This window comes from Allobosea sp. GW823-FHT02B03 (assembly GCF_058797755.1).
In genome coordinates, this window is record NZ_JBXAJY010000006.1 from 69,004 (window position 1) to 91,546 (window position 22,543).

The following is a 22,543-nucleotide window of genomic DNA, read 5'->3' on the forward strand; positions in this document are numbered from 1 at the left end:
GGGCTATTCCAGCCGGCACGGTCCGGCCGCCGGTGACAGCCGCCAGATCCCGTCATCGGGCTTCGCCGGAATGCGTGCCGCGCCGTCGGCGATTTCCTCGGCGTCATAGGGATCGGGATTGGCGGTGATCCCGGCATTGCGGATGTCGAGCGCCCCGTTCGGGCCACGCTCGATCCGCCAGCTGCCGGCGTCCCATTCCGGCCGGCAGAGCAGGCCCTGCCCGGCGGCACGGCAGAAGCCGCCGAGCTGATAGTCGAAGGCCTGACCGGGCTTCACGCGCTCCCGCAGATTGATGTGGAGCATCACGTAGACGCTGCCACCCTCTCCCGGCTGCCAATTCTCCGGCGAATGCAGCAGGCGGATCTTTGCGACCTTCTGGCGCGGATGGATCGCGAGATGGGCCGCGTCATAGCTGCGCTCCCAGCAGGCATTCTTGCGCGGCGGCAATTCGCGCTCGAGCGGGCCGGCATGGGCCGCCGCAGCCGCGAGCAAAGGGATCAAGGCGAAGGCAAGGCGCATGGCTGGCTCTCCCGGCACGGCTCGCAGCGGCCAACAGCGTCGCGCGCGCCCGGCCGGCGATCAAGCGAGCCTTGCCGCGGTCGGGGATGAATTCGCGCCATGGCTGGCCTTCGGCCGCCAAATCCGGCACATCCGGGCCATGTCGTCGCCCAGCGAATCAAAAGCCCGCGCGATCCTGAAGTCGGTGTTCGGCTATGACGATTTCCGCCCCGGGCAATGGGAGGTGATCGAAGCCGCGCTGTCCGGCCGCGACGTCTTCGCGGTGATGCCGACCGGCTCGGGCAAGTCGATGTGCTACCAGCTGCCGGCACTCGTCGCAGGCGGGCTGACCCTGGTCGTCTCGCCGCTGATCGCGCTGATGCGCGACCAGGTCGGGCAGTTGGTTCGAGCTGGCGTCGCCGCCGCCTCGCTCAACTCGATGAACACCGAGGAAGAAGCGGCAACGGCCTGGGACCGGCTCAATGCCGGCGAACTGCGCCTGCTCTTCGTCTCGCCGGAGCGCCTCGCCGGAGAGGGACTGGTCGGACGCCTGCGCCGGCTCGGCGTCACCCGGCTCGCCATCGACGAGGCGCATTGCGTCTCGCAATGGGGGCACGATTTCCGCCCCGAATACCGCCTGCTCTCCAAGGTCCGCGAGGCGCTCGGCAACGTCCCGGTGACGGCGCTGACCGCGACGGCCGACCGCCAGACGCGAGACGACATCGCCCAGCAACTCTTCCCGCAGCCGCCGCATCTGGTGGTGCATTCCTTCGATCGGCCGAACCTGAAGCTCGCCTTCGCGCCGAAGGACCAGCCGCGCCGGCAGATCGCCGATTTCCTCAAGGTCCATCGCGGCGGCTCGGGCATCGTCTACTGCTCGTCGCGCGGGCGCACCGAGCGGCTGGCAGAGGGGCTGCGCGAGAAGGGCTACAAGGCCTATGCCTACCATGCCGGGCTGGAGCAGGCCGAGCGCAACCGCAACCAGGACATCTTCCTGCAGGAGGACGGCGTCGTCGTCTGCGCCACCATCGCCTTCGGCATGGGCATCAACAAGCCCGACGTCCGCTTCGTCGTCCATGCCGACATGCCGGGCTCGATCGAGGGCTATTATCAGGAGATCGGCCGCGCCGGGCGCGATGGGCTCCCGGCCGACACGCTGACGCTCTACGGCGTCGACGACATGGCGCTGCGCCGCCGCCAGATCGACGAGAAGGCGATCGACGACGAACGCCGCCGGATCGAACACAAGCGCCTCAATGCGATGATCGATCTGTGCGAATCGGCGCTCTGCCGGCGCAGCGCGCTGCTCTCCTATTTCGGCGAGCAGACGCCGCCCTGCCGCCATAGCAACGCACCGTTCCGCTGCGATCTCTGCGGCCCGGAAGCACCGGAGCTCGCCGACGCCACGCTCGATTCGCGCAAACTGCTCTCGGCGGTGGCGCGCTCGGGCCAGCGCTTCGGCGCGGCCCATCTCGCCGACATCCTGACCGGCACGGCGACCGAGGCGATCCGCCGCCAGAACCATGACGGGCTGAAGACCTTCGGCGTCGGCGCCGACAAGCCGAAGAGCGCCTGGACGGCGCTGACGCGCAAGCTCTTCGCCGCCGGGGCGCTTGCCGAGGCCAGCGTCGAGCATGGCGGCTTCTGCCTGACCGAGAAGGGCGAGGATATCCTGTTCGGGCGCGAGCCGATCGCGCTCAGGGTCGACCCGCATGCCGAGCGGCGCTCGCGACGCGGCGCGCGCGAGGCGGCCCGGGCCGACGGGCTCGACGGCGACACCGCCGCGCTGTTCGAGCATCTGCGCCAGCTCAGGCTCACCCTCGCCCGCGAGGAAGGCGTCGCCGCCTACATCATCTTCACCGACCGGACGCTGATCGCGATGGCGCGCGAGCGGCCGCTCGGCCTCGAGGAGATGCGGGGCATCGAGGGCGTCGGCGAGCGCAAGCTCAGCCAGTATGGCGAGGTCTTCCTCGACGCGATCTCGACATTTTCTGGCTAAAGCGGCGCGTCCCGCGTACGCACGCACGCGCACGTGAAAAAGCCATCCTGAACCCCTATATTCTCCAGACGAATCAAGATCATCGCGGGCGCCTGCTCGCCCGCTGAAGGACCCCGACATGAGCGATGCCGCCCGCGACCTCGAGGACGCCGCCTATGGCGCCGATTCCATCAAGGTTCTCAAAGGCCTGGATGCAGTGCGCAAGCGCCCCGGAATGTATATCGGCGACACCGATGACGGCTCGGGCCTGCACCACATGGTCTACGAGGTCGTCGACAACGCGATCGACGAGGCCCTCGCCGGCCATGCCGACCTCGTCACGGTGACGCTGAACGCCGACGGCTCGGTCACGGTCAGCGACAATGGCCGCGGCATCCCGACCGATATCCACAGCGAGGAAGGCATCTCGGCGGCCGAGGTCATCATGACCCAGCTCCATGCCGGCGGTAAGTTCGACCAGAACTCCTACAAGGTCTCGGGCGGCCTGCACGGCGTCGGCGTCTCCGTCGTGAACGCGCTCTCGGTCTCGCTGAAGCTGCGGATCTGGCGCGGCGGCAACGAGCATTTCATCGAGTTCCGCCATGGCGAGGCCGTGGCGCCGCTCGTCGTCGTCGGCCCGGCCGGCGACAGGCGCGGCACGGAGGTGACCTTCCTGCCGTCGCAAGAGACCTTCACCATGGTGGAGTTCGACTACAAGACGCTGGAGCACCGGCTGCGCGAGCTCGCCTTCCTGAACTCGGGCGTGCGCATCGTCCTGACCGATGCGCGCCATGCCGAGGTCGTCCGCGAGGAGCTGATGTACGAAGGCGGCGTCGAGGCCTTCGTGCGCTATCTCGACCGGGCCAAGTCGCCGGTGATCGACAAGCCGATCATGCTTTCCTCCGAGAAGGACGGGATCACGGTCGACGTCGCGCTCTGGTGGAACGACAGCTACCACGAGAACGTGCTCTGCTTCACCAACAACATCCCGCAGCGCGACGGCGGCACCCATCTCGCCGGCTTTCGCGCCGCGCTGACGCGCCAGGTCACCGGCTATGCCGAGACTTCGGGCATCTCGAAGAAGGAGAAGGTCTCGCTCACCGGCGACGATTGCCGCGAGGGCCTGACCGCGATCGTCTCGGTCAAGGTTCCCGACCCGAAATTCTCCTCGCAGACCAAGGACAAGCTGGTCTCCTCGGAAGTCCGGCCCGTCGTCGAGAACGTCGTCAACCAGGCGCTCTCGACCTGGCTGGAGGAGCATCCGAACGAGGCCAAGACCATCGTCGGCAAGGTCGCCGAGGCCGCAGCCGCGCGCGAGGCTGCCCGCAAGGCCCGCGACCTCACCCGCCGCAAGGGCGCGCTCGATATCGCGTCTCTCCCAGGCAAGTTGGCTGATTGCCAAGAGAGGGACCCCGCCAAGTCCGAACTCTTCATCGTCGAGGGTGACTCGGCCGGCGGCTCGGCCAAGCAGGGCCGCGCCCGCGAGTACCAGGCGGTCCTGCCGCTGCGCGGCAAGATCCTCAACGTCGAGCGGGCGCGCTTCGACAAGATGCTCTCCTCCGACCAGGTCGGCACGCTGATCACGGCGCTCGGCGCCGGCATCGGCCGCGAGGAGTTCAACATCGAGAAGCTGCGCTACCACAAGATCATCATCATGACGGACGCCGACGTCGACGGCGCCCATATCCGCACGCTGCTGCTGACCTTCTTCTACCGGCAGATGCCGGAGGTGATCGAGCGCGGCCATCTCTTCATCGCCCAGCCGCCGCTCTACAAGGCGGCCCGCGGCAAGTCGCAGACCTATCTCAAGGACGAGCGGGCGCTCGAGGACTATCTCGTCGACTCCGCGCTCGACGGCGCCGTCTTCCGTATCGGCGACGGCAGCGAGCGCGCCGGCCCCGACCTGCGCGCCCTGATCGAGGAAGCGCGCAGCGTGCGCCACACCCTGTCGCAACTGCATTCGCGCTATGACCGGCGCGTCGTCGAGCAGACCGCGATCGCCGGCGTTCTGCGCCCGCAGGACGGCCAGAGCGAGGCCGAGCTGGCCGAGGCCGCAGCCTATGTCGCGCGCCGGCTCGACGCGGTGTCCGACGAGATCGAGCGTGGCTGGGAAGGCAAGGTTGCCGATGGCGGCTTCGTCTTCTCGCGGCTGGTGCGCGGCGTTAAGCAGGTCGCGACGCTCGATGCCGGCCTGCTCGCCAGCGCCGAGGCGCGCCGGCTCGATGCCGCCGGCGCCTCTCTGCAGGAGGCCTATGCCAAGCCGGGCGTTCTCAGCCGCAAGGGCGACGACCATATCGTCAACGGTCCGAGCGACCTGTTCGACGCGGTCAATGCCATCGGTCGCAAGGGCGTTTCGCTGCAGCGCTACAAAGGTCTCGGCGAGATGAACCCGGACCAGCTCTGGGAGACGACCCTCGACCGCGACGTCCGCTCGCTGCTGCGCGTCAAGAACGACCAGAACGACGAGGCCGACGATCTCTTCGTCAAGCTGATGGGCGACGTGGTCGAGCCGCGCCGCGAGTTCATCCAGACCAACGCCCTGAACGCCAACGTCGATACCTGAGCCGCGGCAGCTGGTCCGGCAACCAATAAATGAGAATCTGACACCAAAAAGCGAGACTGGTAAACCAATCAAATCGTATGTGCCTGCGGCTGAGATGCCGGGTCGGGCGCGGGCGCAAACCGGCGCGATCAGCACCGCAGCACGGCGGATTGCCGAGCTTTTACAAGAGTGTAGGAGCAAGGAAGGACGCTGGAGAGTTAAATGCGATTGCCAGTCCGCGTCTGCCCGGACCCGCGCGAGGGAGTGTGGGGTTGGGCGTTACGAGCTGCTGAGGCCAATCGATATCTGAATGCAGCAGCCGTTCTCAGTATGGTCGGATATCTCGCGCCTATTCGGCCTCGAGCGGAAGTTATAGCCAATCTCGCCGAAGCCGCAGGAGTTACGCGCGATTACTTCGAGCCCCTTGTCGCTCCGCGTCGCGGTAGCGGATATGTGCGACTAGGCGTTCGGGGTACAGACGTCCCTCAAGGGTTTCTGGACGTCTCGAGCGCGCGCGTCTGCCAAATTTGCTTGAAGCAGGCGCAAATTATTCCCGCGGAATGGGATTTCGTTTTTTGGAATGCCTGCCCATGCCACGGGGTCAAATTGCTTTCGCAATGCCCGCAATGCAGGCACGCCGTAACATGGAAGCGTTCTCATTTGGATCGCTGCGGAAACAAAAATTGCTCGTTCGTATTCAGCCAAGGCCCTTCCATTAAGGCGTCCAATAGTGAGCTGACACTGCCTGTCTTCGTGGCGAAATCAATGAGTCATGAAACTCTTATGATAGAACCTGATTTGAATGAAATCTTTCAGAACCCGACATCGAGTGAGACTTTGAGTATTATTCACTGCGTTGGCGTTATCGCCAAATCCCTTTCTAAGGAAAGTCGATCCACTTCTCGCCTTAAAATTCTGGAGAACGCAGAGCATGCGCTGGCAGACTGGCCAAATGAATTTAGTGCCATTGTTGAACGCCTAGCAAGCTCCCCTGATCTCCAGGAGTCCAATCAGATATTTCGAGTATTTGACCAGATAGCGAGCCAAGGCCGAATCTCTCCTGCTCACGCCGGCATTCTCCGGGACGCAATTTTTTCGGCAGCGGGGCGAGGGCCCAGTCGGGGACCATCATCAGCCTCAGCTCAAAAGCACGCAACGAGCCCACAGAAATTCGTAACTCAGATTGCAGCGGCCCGTCTGCTCAATGTCACTCACCACACTGTAAGGAAACTGTTTCACCAAAAGAAGATCGGAGGGCACCTGAAGATCGGGAAAACTGGAAATGAATACCTTTTTATTGATATAGATGATCTTTCAAAAGAGAAAGCACGTCGCGATAATATCGCCTACCACCGCTCAAAGCGCGAATTCTATCTGAGCGTGATTGAGATGTATGAAATTTTTGGTATTCTGCCGCGCTTTTTGAGCGATTTCGAGAATTGCGGACTGATCATCAAATCACCTCAGCAGGAGGGCGGGCTTTATGTCAGGCGATCCGTAGAGGATCTATTTCAGAGGCTGGCGGAGAAATGCCAATACAAAATCGAAAGCAATGTGATCGAAAAAGATATCATTACCCTCAAGAAAGTTTGCCGCCGCTTCGATGTGCCATTAATCAAAGTCATTCAATCGATCTTATGTTCTGGGTTAACTCCCAAGAGCCATTACCCAGAAAAGGTAGGGCTTGATAGCATAGGGATCACCCGAGACGATATCCTCAAGTTCTCCAATCAGTACCGAGCTAGCCTTGGCGGCATACAGAGGCGTCACGCGGCCGCCTCCATTGGAGTGCAAAAAAGGGAGATGAAAGAGCTTATCGACGGCGGGTTTCTAGAAGAGGTTGAATTTAATTCCTCTCGCCCCTTCAAATATCTTAGCATTGAGAGCGTTCGTAGCTTTAAGTGCAGCTATGTTCCGACAGTTTTTATTTCAAAGATTTTGAACACCCGCGGCGACGCTTTGGAGAAGTCATTTTTGGAATTGAAATTATTTCCTATTATACCAAGAGCGCACCCCGACTTCACTGCATACTGGAGTTGGACTGATCTGCTCACAAAATTGCCTGAAGCGCAGAGTTGGCGCAGGATTTTTTTAGCCTATAACGACCCTTGCTAAAATTTGTCGGAAATTTATCTCCAAATGCAAATGTAATATTTGTACAAATTGTTATAAACACTTACGAAAATCTGCCGCGATTGTCGAGTAGCTATTTATAATCTCCCGAGGGGGAACTCGCAGCACGCTGGCCCCTCAGGCAGAATTGAAGATCTGCATCGGTGTGGTCTTGCTCAGAGCGAGCTAGGCGTCGTGGATGGCGACTAGGGACGATGGATGCCCCGAGCCCAAAGAGCGGTTCGACCACCGCCCTCAGCATCGCTATTCCTCACGACAGGTCGACACTTGCCGACAGGTTTGACTGCGCCCTCTTCGGCAGTCAGATTGAAATCAAAATAACATGAAACTGGGAGAGATGCGGTGGTGGTCGGTGCAGGCCGACTCACGGGCTCAGTTCATCAGCATGGAAAGCCCTCGCGCCGCGCTTTGCTTGCCGGCGCCACGGCTTCCCTTGTCTTGCCACGCGGGACGCTTGCCGATCAGCCTTTCCGCTTCGGCCTGACGCCCGTCTTTCTGACCTCCGACCTTCAACTGCTTGAAGCACTGCATACTTTCTTGAACATTAGTTCATTCCGCCGTCAGGGAAATAGATACGAGATACCCCATAGGAAAGATGATGGCCGCGATGGCGGGCATTTTCGCTGGCTGCCTAGCGATTATTTCCCGAACATGGATGGCATCAAGGCCATCCTGGGCATCCTTGACGGAAAGCAACGGCTTGTCGCGCTAAATTACGATTCGCCGGAAGACATGTTGGAGTTTGAGAAGGGCTTCTTTCGCGTAATTCAAAGCATCGCGCAACATAAGAACTGATCGCTTTTACCTGACGGTTTCGCCGTAGACGGCAATCTTGCCTTCTGATGACAAAATGCAGCGGTGGTGCAGCGGCAACCGTCCCGACGGCCACCCGGTCACTATGCCATACAAGAAGGGGCAGTCCGCTAACCGCGCTGGGCGAAAGCCGGGTCACAGACCCTTCAAAACCTTGACCCAGGAAGTGCTGGAGGTCGTTGGAAGAACGCCGATGACCCATCTCCGATTAGTCGCGAGCGGACCCGCGCGCCGCAGCGGGGACCGTCCAGTTTCGGGCAATAAGCCAGTGTCTGCAAGTGGCGCCTACCGCTGCTCACTCCGGCATCCGCTACAGGCAACGGTTGGCTCGGCGACGTGTAGGAATGACTGAAGCCACTCACGCCGCATCCGGCATTCGCGCCAGCAGCTTGTCGAGCGTGAGCGGATAGTCGCGCACGCGCACGCCGGTCGCGTTGTAGACGGCGTTGGCTACGGCAGCGCCGACCCCGCAGATGCCCAGCTCGCCCACTCCCTTCGCCTTCATCGGCGAGGACATTGGGTCCGTCTCGTCGAGGAAAACCACCTCCTGATGCGGGACGTCGGCATGCACCGGCACCTCGTAGGACGCCAGATCGTGGTTGACGAAGAAGCCGCCGCGCTTGTCGACAGCCAGTTCCTCCATCAGCGCCGCGCCCAACCCCATAGTCATCGCGCCGATGACCTGGCTGCGCGCGGTCTTCGGGTTGAGGATGCGCCCGGCCGCGCAAACCGCCAGCATGCGCCTGACACGCGTCTCGGCCGTCGCCAAGTCGACGCCGACCTCCACGAAATGCGCGCCGAAGGTCGACTGCTGATGCGTCTCGTCGAGGTCGCCATATTCGATGGTGTCCTCGGCCGTCAGCGGTCCGGCCTCCGTCGCGCTCGTCAGCGCAAGGCTGCGGTTGCCCGCCTTCACCTCGCCGCCCGCGAAGACGGCCTCGGTCGAGTTGATGCCGAGCTTCTGCGCGACGGCCTCGCGCAGCTTCACGCAAGCGGCGTAGACGCCGGCCGTCGAGCTGTTGCCGCCCCATTGCCCGCCGGAGCCGGCCGAGACGGGGAAGGCGGAATCGCCCAGCTTCACCACCACCTTGTCGAGATCGACGCCCAGCATCTCGGCGGCTGTCTGGCCGATAATGGTGTAGCTGCCGGTGCCGATATCGGTCATGTCGGTCTCGACGGTGACGATCCCCTTGGCATCGAGGCTGACGCGCGCCCCCGATTTCATCACGAGATTGTTGCGGAAGGCGGCGGCGACGCCGAGGCCTATCAGCCAGTTGCCCTCGCGCATCCGGCCCGGCTGCGCCGAGCGCCGCGACCAGCCGAAACGCTCCGCGCCGACCCTGAAGCACTCGTCGAAGCGCCGCATCGAGAACGGGCGCTTGGGCTTCTCCGGGTCGACCTGCGTATCGTTCAGTAGCCGGAAGGCGATCGGGTCCATTCCGAGCTTCTCGGCCATTTCGTCCATCGCCATTTCCAGCGCCATCAGGCCCGGTGCCTCGCCGGGCGCGCGCATGGCGTTGCCCTCCGGCAGGTCGAGCTCGGCGAGACGCATCGCCGTCATCCGGTTGGCGCCGGCATAGAGCAGCCGCGTCTGCTGCACGGCGACCTCCGGCCCGCCGCCCTTGAGATCGCCCGACCAGCTCTCATGGCCGATCGCGGTGATCTTGCCCTCCTTCGTCGCACCCAGCCGGATGCGCTGGATCGTAGCCGGCCTGTGCGTCGTGTTGTTGATCATCAGCGGGCGCGTCAGCGCGACCTTGACCGGCCGCTTCGCCAGACGCGCGCCCAGCGCCGCCAGCAACACGTCGGCACGGAGGAACAGCTTGCCGCCGAAGCCGCCGCCGATGAAGGGCGAGACGATCCGGATGTTCTGCTTGGGGATGCCGAGCGTCGTCGCCATGTCGGTGACGCCCCAGGCGACCATCTGGTTGGCGGTCCAGAGCGTCAGCCTGTCGCCGTCCCAGGCGGCCAGCGTCGCATGCGGTTCCATCATCGCATGGCTTTCGTCGGGCGTCGTATACGTCTCGTCGAGGCTGACCGGCGCGCTCGCGAAGGCGCCCGCGAAATCGCCGACATGGGTGTCGTCGAGGCTCGGATCGGCGCCCTCGGGCTTCGCCGCCTTGTCCTTCGCAGCCTTGAGGTCGAAGGCGCCCTCGGCTGCCGCATACTCCACCTTGATCAGGCTGGCCGCCGCGCGCGCCTGCTCGAAACTCTCGGCCACCACCAGCGCGACAGCCTGGTGATAATGCTCCACCTCCGGCCCTGCGAGCAGGCGGGCGGTATTGCGCGGGCCCTTCTTCAGGGTGCCGGCCTCCTTCGCGGTCACCACCGCGAGCACGCCCGGCGCGTTGCGCGCGGCGTCGAGTTCGATCGAGGCGATGCGCCCCTTGGCGATGCCCGCGCCCAGCACGTAGCCATAGGCCTGGTTCGCCACGACATCGTGCTGCTCATAGGCGTAGCGGGCCGCGCCGGTGACCTTGCGGGCGCCGTCGATGCGATCATGCGGCTGTCCGACCACCTGCAGGCGGTCGATCGGATTGTCGGTTGCCGGCTTGTCGAATTTCATGGCTCAGCCCCTCGCTTGCGTCAGCACCGCGCCGAGCGTGCGCTCGACCAGCGGCAGCTTGAATGCGTTCTCATGGGTCGGCTTGGCGTCGGCGAGAATCGCTTCGGCGGCGGTCTTCGCTCCGCGGGGCAGCTCAGTCTCCGCCGTCTCGACGCGCCAGGGCTTGGGCGCGACGCCGCCGAGCGCGATCGCGCCGCTGCCGTCGCGCTGCACGATGGCAGCGACCGAGATCAGCGCGAAGGCGTAGGACGCGCGGTCCCGCACCTTGCGGTAGATCTGCGTGCCGCCGACAGGCTTCGGCAACGTCACTGCGGTGATGAGTTCGCCCTTGTCCAGCACGGTCTCGAGATGCGGGGTCTTGCCCGGCAGCCGATGCAGCTCGGCGACAGGGATCGAGCGGGTCGATCGATCGGGCTTCACCGTCTCGACCGTGGCGTCGAGCGCCCGCATCGCCACCGCCATGTCGGAAGGGTGCGTCGCTATGCAGGCCTCACTGATGCCGACCACTCCCAGCTGGCGCGAGAAGCCGCCGAGCGCCGAGCAGCCGCTGCCGGGCTGGCGCTTGTTGCAGGGCTGTGCCGTGTCGTAGAAATACGGGCAACGCGTCCGCTGCAGCAGGTTGCCGGCCGTGGTGGCGCGGTTGCGCAACTGGCCGGATGCCCCCGCCAGCAGCGCCCGCGAGAGCACCGCATAATCGCGCCGGACGCGCTCATCCGCGGCGAGCGCGGTGTTTCGAACCAGCGCGCCGATACGCAGCCCGCCATCGGATGACGGCTCGATCTTGTCGAGGCCAAGCCCGTTGACGTCGATCAGATGCGTCGGCACCTCGATCTGCAGCTTCATCAGGTCGAGCAGGTTGGTGCCGCCCGCGATGAACTTCGCGTCGGGGTTCCTGGCCGCGGCGGCTGCTGCCTCTGCCGGCGAAGCCGCCTTTTCGTAGGAGAATGCCTTCATCCCTGCCTCCCCGCCACCTCGGTCATCGCCTCGACGATGTTGGAATAGGCGCCGCAGCGGCAGATGTTGCCGCTCATGCGCTCGCGGATCTCGGCCTCGGTCGGCGCCATGGCGCCGGTCAGGTCGTCGCTGACATAGCTCGGGATGCCGGCCTTGATCTCGTCGAGGACGGCGACGCCGGAGCAGATCTGGCCCGGCGTGCAATAACCGCACTGAAAGCCGTCATGCTTCACGAAGGCCGCCTGCATCGGGTGAAGGTTATCGACGCCGCCGAGCCCTTCGATCGTGGTGATCTCCGCACCTGCATTCATGATCGCCAGAGTCAGGCAGGAGTTGATCCGCTGCCCATCGACCAGCACCGTGCAGGCGCCGCACTGACCATGATCGCAACCCTTCTTGGTGCCGGTCAGGTGAAGCTGCTCTCGCAGCGCGTCCAGCAAGGTCGTGCGCGTATCGAGTTCGAGCCTATGGCTGCGCCCGTTCACGGTGAACGAGACCTCGCTCAGCACCGGCTTTCCGACTGGCGCCGGCAGGGCGCGCGCGCCCGCAGCCGTCGTGGAAAAGGCGGCGCAGGCGCCGGCGACGACCATCAGATCACGCCGGTTCATTTCCAGTTCGCTGGGAGTTGGCATATCCGCCTCCGATTTCGACAAATCGCAGCCGGTAACTCGCTCCCGAGCCCGCTGCGTTGCGAAAGAGAACGGCCGAAGCGGCGGCTAGTTCATTCTCATTCTAAAATGCCGCACACACGAGATCGTCAGCGCGCTTGTGGATCGTCTGATCAAAAGACAAATGCGGGAGGCTCAACATCGGGAACGTCCGCTGTCCGGCGACGCTCAAATGTCAGCAATTGGCGCGGGCCGACGAGTAGCTGGAACTCCCATCGCAACGGCTGTGTTGGAGGAGACGGTCGCCGACTCCCCTTCGCGGGGCCTCGGCGCGCCAATCAAAAAACTTGGCCATCTCCTGGGAAGCGGACAGCGAGCTCCGCGGGATCGCCAGCATATTAATTAGCAAGCCTTATCAAGCCTATTGAATCCAGATGGCTAATCGAAGAGTGGGCAGGTGACTAGGTTCCTCGCGAGCTGAAGCAGCGAACGAGCTACGAATGCCTTCCATCGACACCAAACTCCTTATTCCGCCGTTCCTTTTCGCGTTGGGGCTGATGGGCTCGACACCGGCGCTCGCTCAGCGGGCAGCCAAGGCCACGCCGTTCACGATCCAGGAGCAAGGCAGCTTCGCTGTCGGCGGGACGGTGGCGAGGACCCCAGGTACCTACAGCAACAACAAGCCCACGGCCGAAGGGCAAAGCCTCCACGGCGACCATCTCTACGCCTTCTATCAGGTTCCGCAGAATCCCAAGGCGCTGCCGATCGTCATGCTGCACGGTGCCTTCCAGTCGGCACGAAGCTGGGAGACGACCTCGGATGGGCGCGAGGGCTTCCAGACCCTGTTCCTGCGCCGCGGCTTCCCGGTCTATCTCGTCGACCAACCGCGTCGCGGGCGTGCCGGCAACAGCACGGTCGCGACGACGATCGAGCCTACCCCCTACGACCAGCTCTTTTTCGATCAGTTCCGGCTCGGGAAATGGCCCAACTACTTCGACAACGTCCAGTTCGACCGCAAGCCCGAGACGCTGGACCAGTTTTTCCGCTCGGTCACGCCGAATACCGGGCCCTACGATGCCGGCGTCATTTCCAATGCCATGGCGGCGCTGTTCGCCAAGACCGGACCGGCGATCCTGTTCACCCATTCCCAAGGCGGCGGCCCGGGCTGGCTGACGGCGATCAAGAACCCCAACGTCAAGGCGATCGTCGCTTTCGAGCCGGGCAGCGGCTTCATCTTCCCGGAGGGCGAACTGCCCTCGGCCATGCCGAGCGCTGCCGGGACCTTGTCGCCCGAGGCGGTGCCGTTGGCGGATTTCCAAAAGCTCACCCGCATCCCGATCGTCATCTATTACGGCGACAATTTTCCGGTCGAGCCAACTACGGAGCGCGGGCAGGACAATTGGCGGGTGCGGCTCGCCATGGCGAAGCTCTGGGTCGCGGCCGTCAACGGGCATGGCGGTGATGCGCGCCTCGTCCATCTCCCCGAGATCGGCATCCGCGGCAATACGCACTTCCCATTCTCCGACCTGAACAATGTCGAGATCGCCGACCTCGTCTCGAAGTTCCTCGCCGAGAAGAAGCTCGACTGATGCCGGCGACGCCTCGCGCCCGGCCTCCAAAGCATTGCATTCGAAAGGAAGACCATGATGACGCGTCGAACCGTCCTGAAGACGGCCGCTGCCGCCGCAGCCATTGGCGTTACCGCCGGGGATGCCGGCGCCGCCGATAGCAGCAAGAACCCCTTCGGCCTCGTCTATCGGGATGCGATCACGAGCAACGAGCCAGGCAAGGTCAATATCCACCCCGTGACCTACAAGCTGGGCGGGCTGGACATTGTCGCCAACGTCTACACCCCGGCCGGATACAGCGCCGACAAGACCTATCCGGCGATCGTCGTCGCTCATCCGAATGGCGGCGTGAAGGAGCAGGTCGCGGGCCTCTATGCCCAACGGCTGGCGGGCGAGGGTTACATCGCAATCACTGCCGACGCCGCCTATCAGGGTGCCAGCGGTGGCCAGCCCCGCAGCGTGGACAAGCCTCAGAACCGGATCGAGGACATTCACGGCATGGCGGACTTCATCACCCGCTATCCAGGCGCCGATGCAGCGCGCCTCGGACTTCTCGGCATCTGCGGCGGCGGAGGCTACGCGCTGTCGGCAGCCAAGACCGACAAGCGGTTCAAGTCGATCGCAACGCTCAGCATGTTCAATTCCGGGCGCGTTCGCCGCAACGGCTTCGCGGATTCGCAACTGAACACTGTCCAGGACCGCCTGCGGCAAGTCTCCCAAGCGCGCGCCCAGGAAGTCGCCGGTGGCGAGATCCTCTACTCGGGCGACGCCAACCTGACCGACGGGCAGATCGCCAAACTGCCCTTCGAAATGTACCGGCAGGGCTACGCGTATTACTGGACGACCCACGCCCATCCGAACGCGACGTTCAGGTACACGACCAGCAGCTTGCTGGACCTGATGCGCTGGGACGCGACCGATCAGATCGATCTGATCGACCAGCCCCTGCTGATGATCGCCGGCAGCAAGGCCGACAGTCTCTGCATGACCAAGGACGCCTTCGCGAAGGCGACCGGCACCAGGGACAAGGAGCTGTTCGAGATCGAGGGCGCGACGCATATCGAGACCTACTGGGTGCCGAAATACGTCGATGCGGCCATGGGCAAGCTGACCCCGTTCTTCGCCCGGACGCTCCCGTCCGGCCGAACCTGAACCACCTTCCAACCCGAACGAGGTCTGTCATGCGAACCATCCGCAACGCGTCGGTTGCCGCCCTGCTGCTCAGCGCGGCACCGTTCGAGGGGTCAGCCCAAGCGCAAACCCCGTCCCAGCCAGCGACGGCGAAGCCACCGTCCCGGGCGCAGCAACTCATGGGCGACATCGCTCCGAAGATGGCCGAGCTCACCGACAACGTGCTGTTCGGCGACATCTGGGAACGGCCAGGGCTGGCCAAGCGCGACCGCAGCCTGATCACGGTTGCCGCCCTGATCGCGCTGAACCGGCCAGAGCAGCTTCGCTCGCACATGGCGCTGGCGCGCACGAATGGCGTGAAGGAAGAAGAGATCGTCGAGGCGATCACGCAGCTCGCCTTCTACGCCGGCTGGCCGAACGCTATCGCGGCGATCGGTGTCGCCCGCGACGTGTTCAAGCAGAAGTGAGCCCTGGCATGCTCGCTCCCGCCCTGATCTTCGCGGCTATGGCGCTGCCTTTCGCTGCGCTCGCTCAAAGCGACCGGGTCGTCGTCCAACGCGCCGGCGCGCAGACGCCCACAGCCGGCCCGGCGCAGAACTTCACCGGCAAGGTCGAGGTCACGGGCCGTTTCCAAGGCACGTCACCTGCCCGCATCGGTGGCGGCACGGTCAGTTTCGAGGCGGGCGCCCGGACCGCCTGGCACACGCACCCGCTCGGCCAGACGCTGATCGTCAGCGACGGCGTCGGCCGGGTGCAGCATTGGGGCGGAGAAATCCAGGAGATCCGGCCCGGCGACATCGTCTGGATTCCACCGGGCGTGAAGCACTGGCATGGCGCCTCGCCAGCTTCCGGCATGACCCATATCGCCATCTCCGAGACCCTGGACGGGAAGACCGTCGACTGGCTGGAGCATGTCTCAGACCAGCAATACGGCCGCTGAGGATCCCCCATGAAATTCGCTACACAAGCAGCTCTTGCGGCTGCTGCGATGAGCGTCCTTCTCGCTGCCGGCTGGCAGGTCCATGCCGAAGCCACCCGCGCGACGCTCCCGGATCTCGACAAGCTCGTCCACTACACCACCGTGCGGCGCGGCAACGTCACCGAGCACATCATGACGACGCCGCAGGCGCTGGAGGCGGTCAAGAACCGCCAGCCCATCCCGTCGGGCACCCATTTCGTGCTGGTCGACTACCGGGACGGCGAGCTGTTCCGCTACTTCGTCATGGAGAAGGGCGAGGCCTGGGGCGCCGACTACGACGAGCGCCGCCGGACTGGCGACTGGCAGTACCAGTGGTTTTGGCCCGACGGAAAGATCAACACCGCTGAGAATACGGCGCGCTGCGCGAGCTGCCACAGCAGCCAGGCAAGCAGCGACTATCTCTACACGGCCTATCGGATCCCGCGCTTCAACGGCAAGCCGGTCGAATAGGCTTTACGATGAGCCGGTTTTTCGCCCTTCGTCTCTGGCTGGACGGTCTCGCCGCCGTCCTGCTCGTGTTCGGCCTGTCCTACTGGTGGCTCGGCAATGTCGCGCACGAGCTTGCGGGCACGCTGATGTTCGTTCTCCTGATCGCGCACAACGTCTTCAATCGTCGCTGGTACGGCAATCTCTCGAGGACGCGGCGCGAGCCGCGCAGCCTCTTCAATGTCCTCGTCACCGGGGGGCTCCTGCTCGCCATGCTGGCGCTGCTGGTAACCAGCATCCTCATCTCGAATGCGCTCGCTTCCTTCCTGCCGCCCTGGGGCGGTTTCTCCGTGCGACAGATCCATACGGTCGCCGCCTACTGGGTTCTGGTGATCGTGGCGGTGCATCTCGGCCTGCGCTGGCCAATGCTTATCGGTCTTGCGCGGGTTGCCTTCGGCCTTCGCGGGACCAGTCCGATCAGGACCTCGATCCTGCGCGCGCTCACGGGCGCGGTGGCGGTCTACGGGATCTGGAGCTGTCTCGTTCTGGGCCTCGGGATGAAGCTGACCATGCAGATGAGCCTGGACTGGTGGAACTTCGAAGAGTCGGTTGCGGGCTTTTTCATCCACGTCGGCGCTATCGCCGGGCTGGTCATATCGGGGACGTATTACGCGATGAAGCTCATCGACTTCGCCCGCCCTGGCCGCCGCCCAAGCCGCGACGCCCAGCCAGTTCCGACGACCGTATCACCATGACCACGCGTCTATCACGGCGCGAATGGCTCGCCGCGGCGGCTCTGTGCTCGGCTTCGACGCAGGCATCGGCCCAGACGGCTCCGCAGCGCTCCGGTTCAGGGGCGCATCAGCCACTGACAGCCGACAGCACCCTGAGGCAGTTGGTCTCTCACCCGGCATTTACCGGCTTCGGTCGCCGGATCCTGCCCTGGGACGATCGCGCGTTCGACGAGAACGCCAGGCTTTCCGCGATCGGCAGCCTGCTGCCTTACCATACCCAGGTCGATGTTCCCTCGACCATCGCCGCGCTGAACCGACTGATCGAGGATGCAGGTCGCGGCCGGCAGATCTTCTACGAGCTCTATGACGACGAGGCGCGACGCGCCGACCCCGGCAAGTCGCATGCGGGACTGTTCTTCCTGCGTGGCAAGCCCGGCGCGCCGTTCGCGATCATCGCCCCTGGAGGCGGTTTCGCCTATGTCGGCTCCGTCCATGAAGGCTTCCCCTATGCCGCAGAAATCAGCCGGGCCGGATTGAACGCCTTCGTCCTGAAATACCGGGTCGGATTGGGCGGAGAGGTCGCCACCCGCGACCTGGCGGCCGCGATCGGCCTCGTGTTTCGCAACGCCGCCGAGTTCGAGGTCGAAACCCGCGGATATTCGCTCTGGGGCAGCTCGGCCGGCGCGCGCATGGCGGCGCTCATCGGCAGTCATGGTGCGGCCCGCTTCGGCGGACCCGACGTGCCCCGGCCGGCGGCCGTCATCATGGCCTATACGGCCCACGCGGACATCGGCACCGTCGAGCCGGCCACCTTCGCCGTGGTCGGTGCGAGGGATGGCATCGCGCCGCCGGAATCGATGGAGCGGCGGATCGCCATCCTCCGCAGCATGGGCGCCGAGACCGACTACCGGGTGTATCCGGATGTCGCGCACGGCTTCGGTCCGGGCATCGGCACCAGCGCTGAGGGGTGGATCGGAGAGGCTATCCGCTTCTGGCAGCTTCAACCTCTGTAGCGCAGGACATCGACCAGCAGGGAGAGAGCCGAGGAGGAATGCCGCCGGCTGGGGTAGTAGAGGTGGTAGCCGGGAAACGGCGGGCACCAATCCTCGAGCACCCGTATGAGCTTTCCCGTGCGGATATGCGGGATCGCTTGGTCTTCCGGCAGGTAGGCTAGGCCGAGACCGTCGAGCGCCGAACTCAGGCGGAGCGCGAGGCTGTTGAATACGAGTTGCCCCTCGCCACGCACCTTGACCTCGCGACCGTCTTTTTCGAGACCCCAGGGAAACAGGCCGCCATAGGTGGGCAGACGAGACGCGATGCAGTTGTGGGAGGTCAGGTCCTGTGGCGTTTCCGGAATTCCGTAGCGCGTGAAATAGGCTGGCGATCCGACCACGGCCATACGCATCTCGGGCCCGATCCGGACGGCGATCATGTCCTTTGCGACCTGCTCGCCCAAGCGTACCCCCGCATCATACCCAGCCGCCACGATGTCTACGAGGCCATAGTCGACGATGATCTCGACCTCGATGTCGGGATGATCCGGCAGGAAGCCCTTCAGGGCGGGTTGCAGGGCCGAGATCGCGGCATGTTCTCCGGCCGTGATGCGGATCGTCCCGGCCGGCTTGCCCCGCAATTCGCCAAGTGCCGCGATCTCCGCCTCGATCTCGTCGAAGCGCGGCGCGATGGTTTCGAGAAGCCGCAAGCCGGCTTCAGTGGGAGCAACGCTTCGGGTCGTGCGCGTCAGAAGCCTGAGCTTGAGGCGCTCCTCGAGAGCCTTGATGGTCTGGCTCAGCGCGGACTGCGAGACCCCCAGCTTGGCGCCGGCCTTGGTGAAGCTGCGCTCCTTTGCGACCATGGCGAAGGCGGCAAGGTCGTTAAAGTTTGGCTGCGCCATTAATTAGAGAACCTTATGAGATCGGTCGAATTATAGCTCCTTGCTGTCATGGCGGGTACTGGCTGGCCACACCACATCGACTTGGCAACTTGCTGCCATCAACCGCGGCCGAGGGGCCTCAATTTCGGCTGCGCGGTCCATCGCCAAATTGAACGGCCCGAGACCAGTCCCGAAGAGCAACCCAGAAACACAATGCGGACTCGCCGCCAATGTCTGGCACGAGGCGCGAGCGGAACTCAGGCCCGCCCCACTGGCAACGTCTGCTCCTGGGCAATGCGCCAAAGTCAGCTAGATGGCCCCTGACGTCTGGAACGTCCGCTTTCCGCCACCGAACTATCCCAGAAACCAAGCCGAGCACCTTCTCGAAGCGCATGGGCAACCGCCGGCGAGATTGAAACGCTTCGGCTCGCGGAACATATCGCCTCGTACCTTGTTTCGGTGAGATCGAGCGGACCGTATCGTCCGCAACGCGTCGGCCTTTTGTCCGCGCCTATAAAGTTCATCGCGCATGACAAACACCGCCCTACGAGGCGTCCCGACGCCGCGACCGCTCGCGCGTCTTCTGCAGTATCCTGGGGCGCCGTCCTCGGAGGGGCCGTGGTCAGCGCGTGTATCGCCCTCATGCTCCTCGCCGCAGGAGCCGGCCTGGGCTTCTTCTCGGTCTCGCCCTCGACGAATGCCGGCGGCACGGCAGCCACGTTCGGCATCGCCGCCGTGATCTGGCTTGCTGTCATTCATCTCCTCTCGGCCGGTGCCGGAGGATACTTCGCCGGTCGTCTCCGCACCAAGCGTGTTGGTCTTCATACTGAGGAGGTTGCCTTCCGCGACACCGCTCACGGCTTCATGGCCTGGGCCGTCGGTGCGATCATCAGCACGGTCCTGCTGGCATCGGCCGCCTCCGCGGCCGCGGCTATTGGCGGCAGTGCTCGCCTTGGTGCGAGCGCGGCATCCGGTGTCGGCTCTGTCGTCTCAAGCGCAGCAAGCCAGGCTGCCGGTCGCCTCGACCTGTCGAGTCTCGACCCGTCGGCTTATGTCACCGACCCGCTGTTTCGCGCCGAGAGACCGGCTCCCTCCTCGGCAGACACGGCTCCGGCCCGTGCCGAAGTTGGCCGTATCATCGCCATGAGTATCCGCAACGGCGACATGTCCCCGGCCGACAAGTCCTATGTGGCCAACGTCATCGCCGCACAGACCGGCATCCGCCAACCCGACGCCGAAAAGCGCGTCACCGACGCGATCGCGAATACCAGGGAGGCCGCCGCCAAAGCCGAGCAGACCGCTCGCGAGACGGCTGACATGGCCCGCAAGGCCTCCGCCTCCTTCGCCCTGGCGACCTTCATCGCGATGCTCATCGGCGCGCTGGCAGCCAGCTACGTCGCGACGCTCGGTGGCCGCGCCCGCGACAAGGTCGACGCCTGACCCACGCCTGCAACCCCGACAACCGGAGAATTCCAATGGCTGCGAATACACCAAAGGCCCTCGATGACATGTTCCATGACATGCTCAAGGACGTCTACTATGCCGAGAAGCAGATCCTGAAGGCACTGCCCAAGATGGCGAAGGCGGCCAAGTCGCCCGAGCTCAAGAAGGCCTTCGAGACGCATCGCGAAGAAACGGAGGGGCATGTCGAGCGCTTAGGCGAGGTCTTCGAGGTGATCGGCAAGGCGCCTCGCGGCAAGACCTGCGATGCCATCCTCGGCATTCTGGAGGAAGGCAAGGCCGTCATAGAAGATTACGCCGACAGCCCCGCTCTCGATGCCGGTCTCGTCGCCTCGGCCCAAGCGGTCGAGCATTACGAGATGACGCGCTATGGCACGCTGAAGTCATGGGCGAAGCAGCTCGGCCACAACGACGCGGCGGCGCTGCTCGATGCCACGCTTGCCGAGGAGACCAAGACCGACAAGCTGCTCACGCAGCTCGGCGGCCCGGCAAACTCGGCTGCTGTCGCGCATGCCAAGCCCGCGTGATCCGTTCGCTTCCTGGAGCCCTCTCTCCTCGCCGGAGAGAGGGCCTCACTGCGTTCATGTTCGTGTGTCGCGACACGATAACTTCCCGAAACATTTCCTGATCGCCTCGACGAAACCAACTCCGCGTTCGCAAGACCTCCTCAGGTCTCGAGGAAAAAGCGGACCATCTCACGCGAGGCATCGGGCCCCGTCTCATCCGTATAGCTTCCGCCGCGGTCACCTCCTGACCAAGCATGACCGCCGCCGTGGATCAACCAGTGCTCGACGCGTGCAGGAGCATCGCCATACCCGATCAGCGACCGGGTCACGCGTTTGCCGTTGATCACCGCATCGGTCTGAAACTCTGCTGGTTTCCCTTGCGCGGATCCCGCGAGATCGAAAACGGCCCTGCCGTTCGATGGGTGAACCGTGGCATCGGCAGTTCCGTGGAAAATGATCTTCCTGATGGGCGAACGGCCTTGTGCCGTCACTTTCGCATTTCCCTTCATCGCAGCAAATGCGGACATGACGTCCCGAGCTGCGCCGTGAGGCAGGCCGGAATGAATGCCGGCTGCGGAAAAGACGTCGGGATGGGTCGAGGCGAGGACATCGGCCATCGCTCCGCCCGCCGACAGGCCGGCGACGAAGACCCGCTTGCGATCGATCTTGAATTCCGAAGCCAGTTCCTGGGCGAGCCCGGCCAGAACGGCCGGTTCACCTGCGCCACGCTGCTGATGGCGAGGGTCGAACCAGTTCCAGCAACCCTGCGCGTTAGCCGATTTCGGCTGCGAAGGATAAGCGACGATCAGCCCGAACTCGTCGGCCAATGCGTTCATCCGGGTGCCGCGCGCAAAATCATTCGGGTTTTGTGTGCAGCCATGGAGCATCATCACCAGCGCGAGCTCACGGCTGGCATGATCGGACGGCACGTAGAGCTTGTAGGCCACGGAGCCTGCGGCCGATTGGAACCTGTGTGCCCGGACTTTTTCACCGTCCCGCGCATCGTCCGTGACGGTGTCGCCATGGCTCGGCGCGTGGACGAAGCTCGCCTGCTCCTGCCGAAGCTTTTGCAGGATCGCCCGGAGACCGCGTGCCGGCGGTGCTTCGGGATTGTCACCGCTTCGTGTGCCGCCATCCGAGGCAGCTGAGGGCATCGACCCGCGTCCGGCGAGAGCGCGCTGTATCGCAGCCGTTGCGCCCGTCACGTCGGATGTTCGCAGGCGGTTTGTGGCTTCGCCGATGGCGGCGTGAAAACGCGGATTCATGGCGAAGGTCCTTTGGGTCACGTTAATCGATCGGCCAGGGCGGCCTTGATCTCGGGCGACACGTGCAGCGCCCCGAGGATGGTGAGGGAGGCAATGGCCTGACGCGCCAGTTCCGGCGAGACGTCGCCATCGATCACAGCCAGGCCGAGGACCCGGATATCGAGCTGCTCTCCGGCTGCAACCACGGCTTCGAGATCCCGCCGCGTGAAGGTCCGCAATCCCAGTTCAAGCGCCAGGCGCGTCGTCGCCTTCGCGGCGACATCCGAATGGGTCGCAAGCTGGCTGCGGATCGCGGTGCGGATGAAGTCCGAGCGGTTGGAATAGAAGCCGTCGCGAACCAGCAGGTCGATGCGGCCGAGATCCACGAAGCCGAGGTTGAGCGTCAGCTTCTCGCTGTCAGGCGTTTTCATGGCAGATCCATATACCATCCATATGGATGGTATATGGATGTTCCAGCAGGGATATCAAGGGCTGCTCGCGGCGCCTGACCGGGCTGGGCATCAAAAGA

At 64.1% G+C, this 22,543-nt stretch carries 20 protein-coding genes; 13 read left to right on the forward strand and 7 right to left on the reverse strand.

Annotated features, from left to right (window positions below):
* Nucleotides 1–3: 3 nt before the first annotated feature.
* Nucleotides 4–519, reverse strand: a complete 516-nt coding sequence (locus AC1REK_RS20520; protein WP_492270555.1) for a hypothetical protein — start codon at nt 517–519, stop codon at nt 4–6.
* Between the two features lie 139 nt (nt 520–658).
* On the opposite strand from AC1REK_RS20520, the gene recQ reads away from it, so the two are divergent.
* The 4 genes from recQ to AC1REK_RS20540 all read left to right on the forward strand — a co-directional run bounded on the left by recQ (nt 659) and on the right by AC1REK_RS20540 (nt 7,946).
* Nucleotides 659–2,497, forward strand: coding sequence for a DNA helicase RecQ (gene recQ / locus AC1REK_RS20525; RefSeq protein WP_492270556.1), 1,839 nt, complete (start codon nt 659–661; stop codon nt 2,495–2,497).
* A 118-nt stretch (nt 2,498–2,615) separates the two neighbouring features.
* Nucleotides 2,616–5,039 carry a DNA topoisomerase (ATP-hydrolyzing) subunit B gene (gyrB, locus tag AC1REK_RS20530; protein WP_492270557.1) on the forward strand — a complete coding sequence of 808 codons (2,424 nt, stop codon included), beginning with the start codon at nt 2,616–2,618 and terminating at the stop codon, nt 5,037–5,039.
* Between the two features lie 201 nt (nt 5,040–5,240).
* Nucleotides 5,241–7,133, forward strand: a complete 1,893-nt coding sequence (locus AC1REK_RS20535; RefSeq protein WP_492270558.1) for a TniQ family protein — start codon at nt 5,241–5,243, stop codon at nt 7,131–7,133.
* A gap of 360 nt (nt 7,134–7,493) precedes the next feature.
* Nucleotides 7,494–7,946 carry a hypothetical protein gene (locus tag AC1REK_RS20540; RefSeq protein ID WP_492270559.1) on the forward strand — a complete coding sequence of 151 codons (453 nt, stop codon included), beginning with the start codon at nt 7,494–7,496 and terminating at the stop codon, nt 7,944–7,946.
* Nucleotides 7,947–8,322: 376 nt separating this feature from the next.
* Here AC1REK_RS20540 and paoC read toward each other — a convergent pair whose 3' ends face one another.
* Genes paoC through paoA form a run of 3 tightly spaced genes read right to left on the reverse strand, consistent with a single transcriptional unit; the run spans nt 8,323 to nt 12,116 of the window.
* Nucleotides 8,323–10,530, reverse strand: a complete 2,208-nt coding sequence (paoC, locus tag AC1REK_RS20545; RefSeq protein WP_492270560.1) for an aldehyde oxidoreductase molybdenum-binding subunit PaoC — start codon at nt 10,528–10,530, stop codon at nt 8,323–8,325.
* A 3-nt stretch (nt 10,531–10,533) separates the two neighbouring features.
* Entirely contained in the window at nt 10,534–11,484 is a 951-nt protein-coding gene (locus AC1REK_RS20550) for an FAD binding domain-containing protein (RefSeq protein ID WP_492270561.1), read from the reverse strand.
* Entirely contained in the window at nt 11,481–12,116 is a 636-nt protein-coding gene (paoA, locus tag AC1REK_RS20555; RefSeq protein ID WP_492270562.1) for an aldehyde dehydrogenase iron-sulfur subunit PaoA, read from the reverse strand. The genes AC1REK_RS20550 and paoA overlap by 4 nt, the downstream gene beginning before the upstream one ends.
* A 533-nt stretch (nt 12,117–12,649) precedes the next feature.
* Between paoA and AC1REK_RS20560 the strand changes: the two genes are divergently transcribed.
* The 7 genes from AC1REK_RS20560 to AC1REK_RS20590 are packed head-to-tail and all read left to right on the forward strand — an operon-like array spanning nt 12,650 to nt 17,943.
* A complete protein-coding gene (locus tag AC1REK_RS20560; RefSeq protein WP_327520948.1) occupies nt 12,650–13,681 on the forward strand; it encodes an alpha/beta hydrolase in 1,032 nt (343 codons plus the stop codon).
* Nucleotides 13,682–13,735: 54 nt separating this feature from the next.
* Nucleotides 13,736–14,812 (forward strand): alpha/beta hydrolase, encoded by a 1,077-nt coding sequence (locus AC1REK_RS20565; RefSeq protein ID WP_327520912.1) that lies wholly within the window; start codon nt 13,736–13,738, stop codon nt 14,810–14,812.
* A gap of 29 nt (nt 14,813–14,841) precedes the next feature.
* Nucleotides 14,842–15,258 carry a carboxymuconolactone decarboxylase family protein gene (locus AC1REK_RS20570; protein ID WP_327520913.1) on the forward strand — a complete coding sequence of 139 codons (417 nt, stop codon included), beginning with the start codon at nt 14,842–14,844 and terminating at the stop codon, nt 15,256–15,258.
* 8 nt (nt 15,259–15,266) lie between these two features.
* Nucleotides 15,267–15,731, forward strand: a complete 465-nt coding sequence (locus tag AC1REK_RS20575) for a (R)-mandelonitrile lyase (RefSeq protein ID WP_327520914.1) — start codon at nt 15,267–15,269, stop codon at nt 15,729–15,731.
* Nucleotides 15,732–15,779: 48 nt separating this feature from the next.
* A complete protein-coding gene (locus tag AC1REK_RS20580; protein ID WP_414644877.1) occupies nt 15,780–16,220 on the forward strand; it encodes a cytochrome P460 family protein in 441 nt (146 codons plus the stop codon).
* Nucleotides 16,221–16,228: 8 nt separating this feature from the next.
* Nucleotides 16,229–16,951 (forward strand): DUF4405 domain-containing protein, encoded by a 723-nt coding sequence (locus AC1REK_RS20585; RefSeq protein ID WP_327520916.1) that lies wholly within the window; start codon nt 16,229–16,231, stop codon nt 16,949–16,951.
* A complete protein-coding gene (locus tag AC1REK_RS20590) occupies nt 16,948–17,943 on the forward strand; it encodes an alpha/beta hydrolase (protein WP_492270564.1) in 996 nt (331 codons plus the stop codon). The genes AC1REK_RS20585 and AC1REK_RS20590 overlap by 4 nt, the downstream gene beginning before the upstream one ends.
* On the opposite strand, the gene AC1REK_RS20595 is transcribed toward AC1REK_RS20590, so the two are convergent.
* Entirely contained in the window at nt 17,931–18,824 is an 894-nt protein-coding gene (locus AC1REK_RS20595; protein ID WP_327520918.1) for a LysR family transcriptional regulator, read from the reverse strand. The two genes, AC1REK_RS20590 and AC1REK_RS20595, sit on opposite strands and share 13 nt — an antisense overlap.
* A gap of 621 nt (nt 18,825–19,445) precedes the next feature.
* Here AC1REK_RS20595 and AC1REK_RS20600 point away from each other — a divergent pair.
* Entirely contained in the window at nt 19,446–20,243 is a 798-nt protein-coding gene (locus AC1REK_RS20600; protein ID WP_492270565.1) for a hypothetical protein, read from the forward strand.
* 35 nt (nt 20,244–20,278) lie between these two features.
* The gene (locus AC1REK_RS20605; protein WP_327520920.1) at nt 20,279–20,791 is read left to right on the forward strand and encodes a YciE/YciF ferroxidase family protein; all 513 of its coding nucleotides are present in this window, start codon (nt 20,279–20,281) and stop codon (nt 20,789–20,791) included.
* 140 nt (nt 20,792–20,931) lie between these two features.
* Here AC1REK_RS20605 and AC1REK_RS20610 read toward each other — a convergent pair whose 3' ends face one another.
* Entirely contained in the window at nt 20,932–22,035 is a 1,104-nt protein-coding gene (locus AC1REK_RS20610; RefSeq protein WP_327520921.1) for an extracellular catalytic domain type 1 short-chain-length polyhydroxyalkanoate depolymerase, read from the reverse strand.
* Between the two features lie 17 nt (nt 22,036–22,052).
* Nucleotides 22,053–22,445, reverse strand: a complete 393-nt coding sequence (locus AC1REK_RS20615; RefSeq protein ID WP_327520922.1) for a CopG family transcriptional regulator — start codon at nt 22,443–22,445, stop codon at nt 22,053–22,055.
* Nucleotides 22,446–22,543: the final 98 nt, after the last annotated feature.

Excerpts from the sequence above, each read along its gene's own strand:
- AC1REK_RS20520 (WP_492270555.1), bottom strand. The coding sequence starts at position 519 with ATGCGCCTTGCCTTCGCCTTGATCCCTTTGCTCGCGGCTGCGGCGGCC.
- recQ (WP_492270556.1), top strand. The coding sequence starts at position 659 with ATGTCGTCGCCCAGCGAATCAAAAGCCCGCGCGATCCTGAAGTCGGTG.
- gyrB (WP_492270557.1), top strand. The coding sequence starts at position 2,616 with ATGAGCGATGCCGCCCGCGACCTCGAGGACGCCGCCTATGGCGCCGAT.
- AC1REK_RS20535 (WP_492270558.1), top strand. The coding sequence starts at position 5,241 with ATGCGATTGCCAGTCCGCGTCTGCCCGGACCCGCGCGAGGGAGTGTGG.
- paoC (WP_492270560.1), bottom strand. The coding sequence starts at position 10,530 with ATGAAATTCGACAAGCCGGCAACCGACAATCCGATCGACCGCCTGCAG.
- AC1REK_RS20550 (WP_492270561.1), bottom strand. The coding sequence starts at position 11,484 with ATGAAGGCATTCTCCTACGAAAAGGCGGCTTCGCCGGCAGAGGCAGCA.
- paoA (WP_492270562.1), bottom strand. The coding sequence starts at position 12,116 with ATGCCAACTCCCAGCGAACTGGAAATGAACCGGCGTGATCTGATGGTC.
- AC1REK_RS20560 (WP_327520948.1), top strand. The coding sequence starts at position 12,650 with ATGGGCTCGACACCGGCGCTCGCTCAGCGGGCAGCCAAGGCCACGCCG.
- AC1REK_RS20565 (WP_327520912.1), top strand. The coding sequence starts at position 13,736 with ATGATGACGCGTCGAACCGTCCTGAAGACGGCCGCTGCCGCCGCAGCC.
- AC1REK_RS20570 (WP_327520913.1), top strand. The coding sequence starts at position 14,842 with ATGCGAACCATCCGCAACGCGTCGGTTGCCGCCCTGCTGCTCAGCGCG.
- AC1REK_RS20575 (WP_327520914.1), top strand. The coding sequence starts at position 15,267 with ATGCTCGCTCCCGCCCTGATCTTCGCGGCTATGGCGCTGCCTTTCGCT.
- AC1REK_RS20580 (WP_414644877.1), top strand. The coding sequence starts at position 15,780 with ATGAGCGTCCTTCTCGCTGCCGGCTGGCAGGTCCATGCCGAAGCCACC.
- AC1REK_RS20585 (WP_327520916.1), top strand. The coding sequence starts at position 16,229 with ATGAGCCGGTTTTTCGCCCTTCGTCTCTGGCTGGACGGTCTCGCCGCC.
- AC1REK_RS20590 (WP_492270564.1), top strand. The coding sequence starts at position 16,948 with ATGACCACGCGTCTATCACGGCGCGAATGGCTCGCCGCGGCGGCTCTG.
- AC1REK_RS20595 (WP_327520918.1), bottom strand. The coding sequence starts at position 18,824 with ATGGCGCAGCCAAACTTTAACGACCTTGCCGCCTTCGCCATGGTCGCA.
- AC1REK_RS20600 (WP_492270565.1), top strand. The coding sequence starts at position 19,446 with ATGCTCCTCGCCGCAGGAGCCGGCCTGGGCTTCTTCTCGGTCTCGCCC.
- AC1REK_RS20605 (WP_327520920.1), top strand. The coding sequence starts at position 20,279 with ATGGCTGCGAATACACCAAAGGCCCTCGATGACATGTTCCATGACATG.
- AC1REK_RS20610 (WP_327520921.1), bottom strand. The coding sequence starts at position 22,035 with ATGAATCCGCGTTTTCACGCCGCCATCGGCGAAGCCACAAACCGCCTG.
- AC1REK_RS20615 (WP_327520922.1), bottom strand. The coding sequence starts at position 22,445 with ATGAAAACGCCTGACAGCGAGAAGCTGACGCTCAACCTCGGCTTCGTG.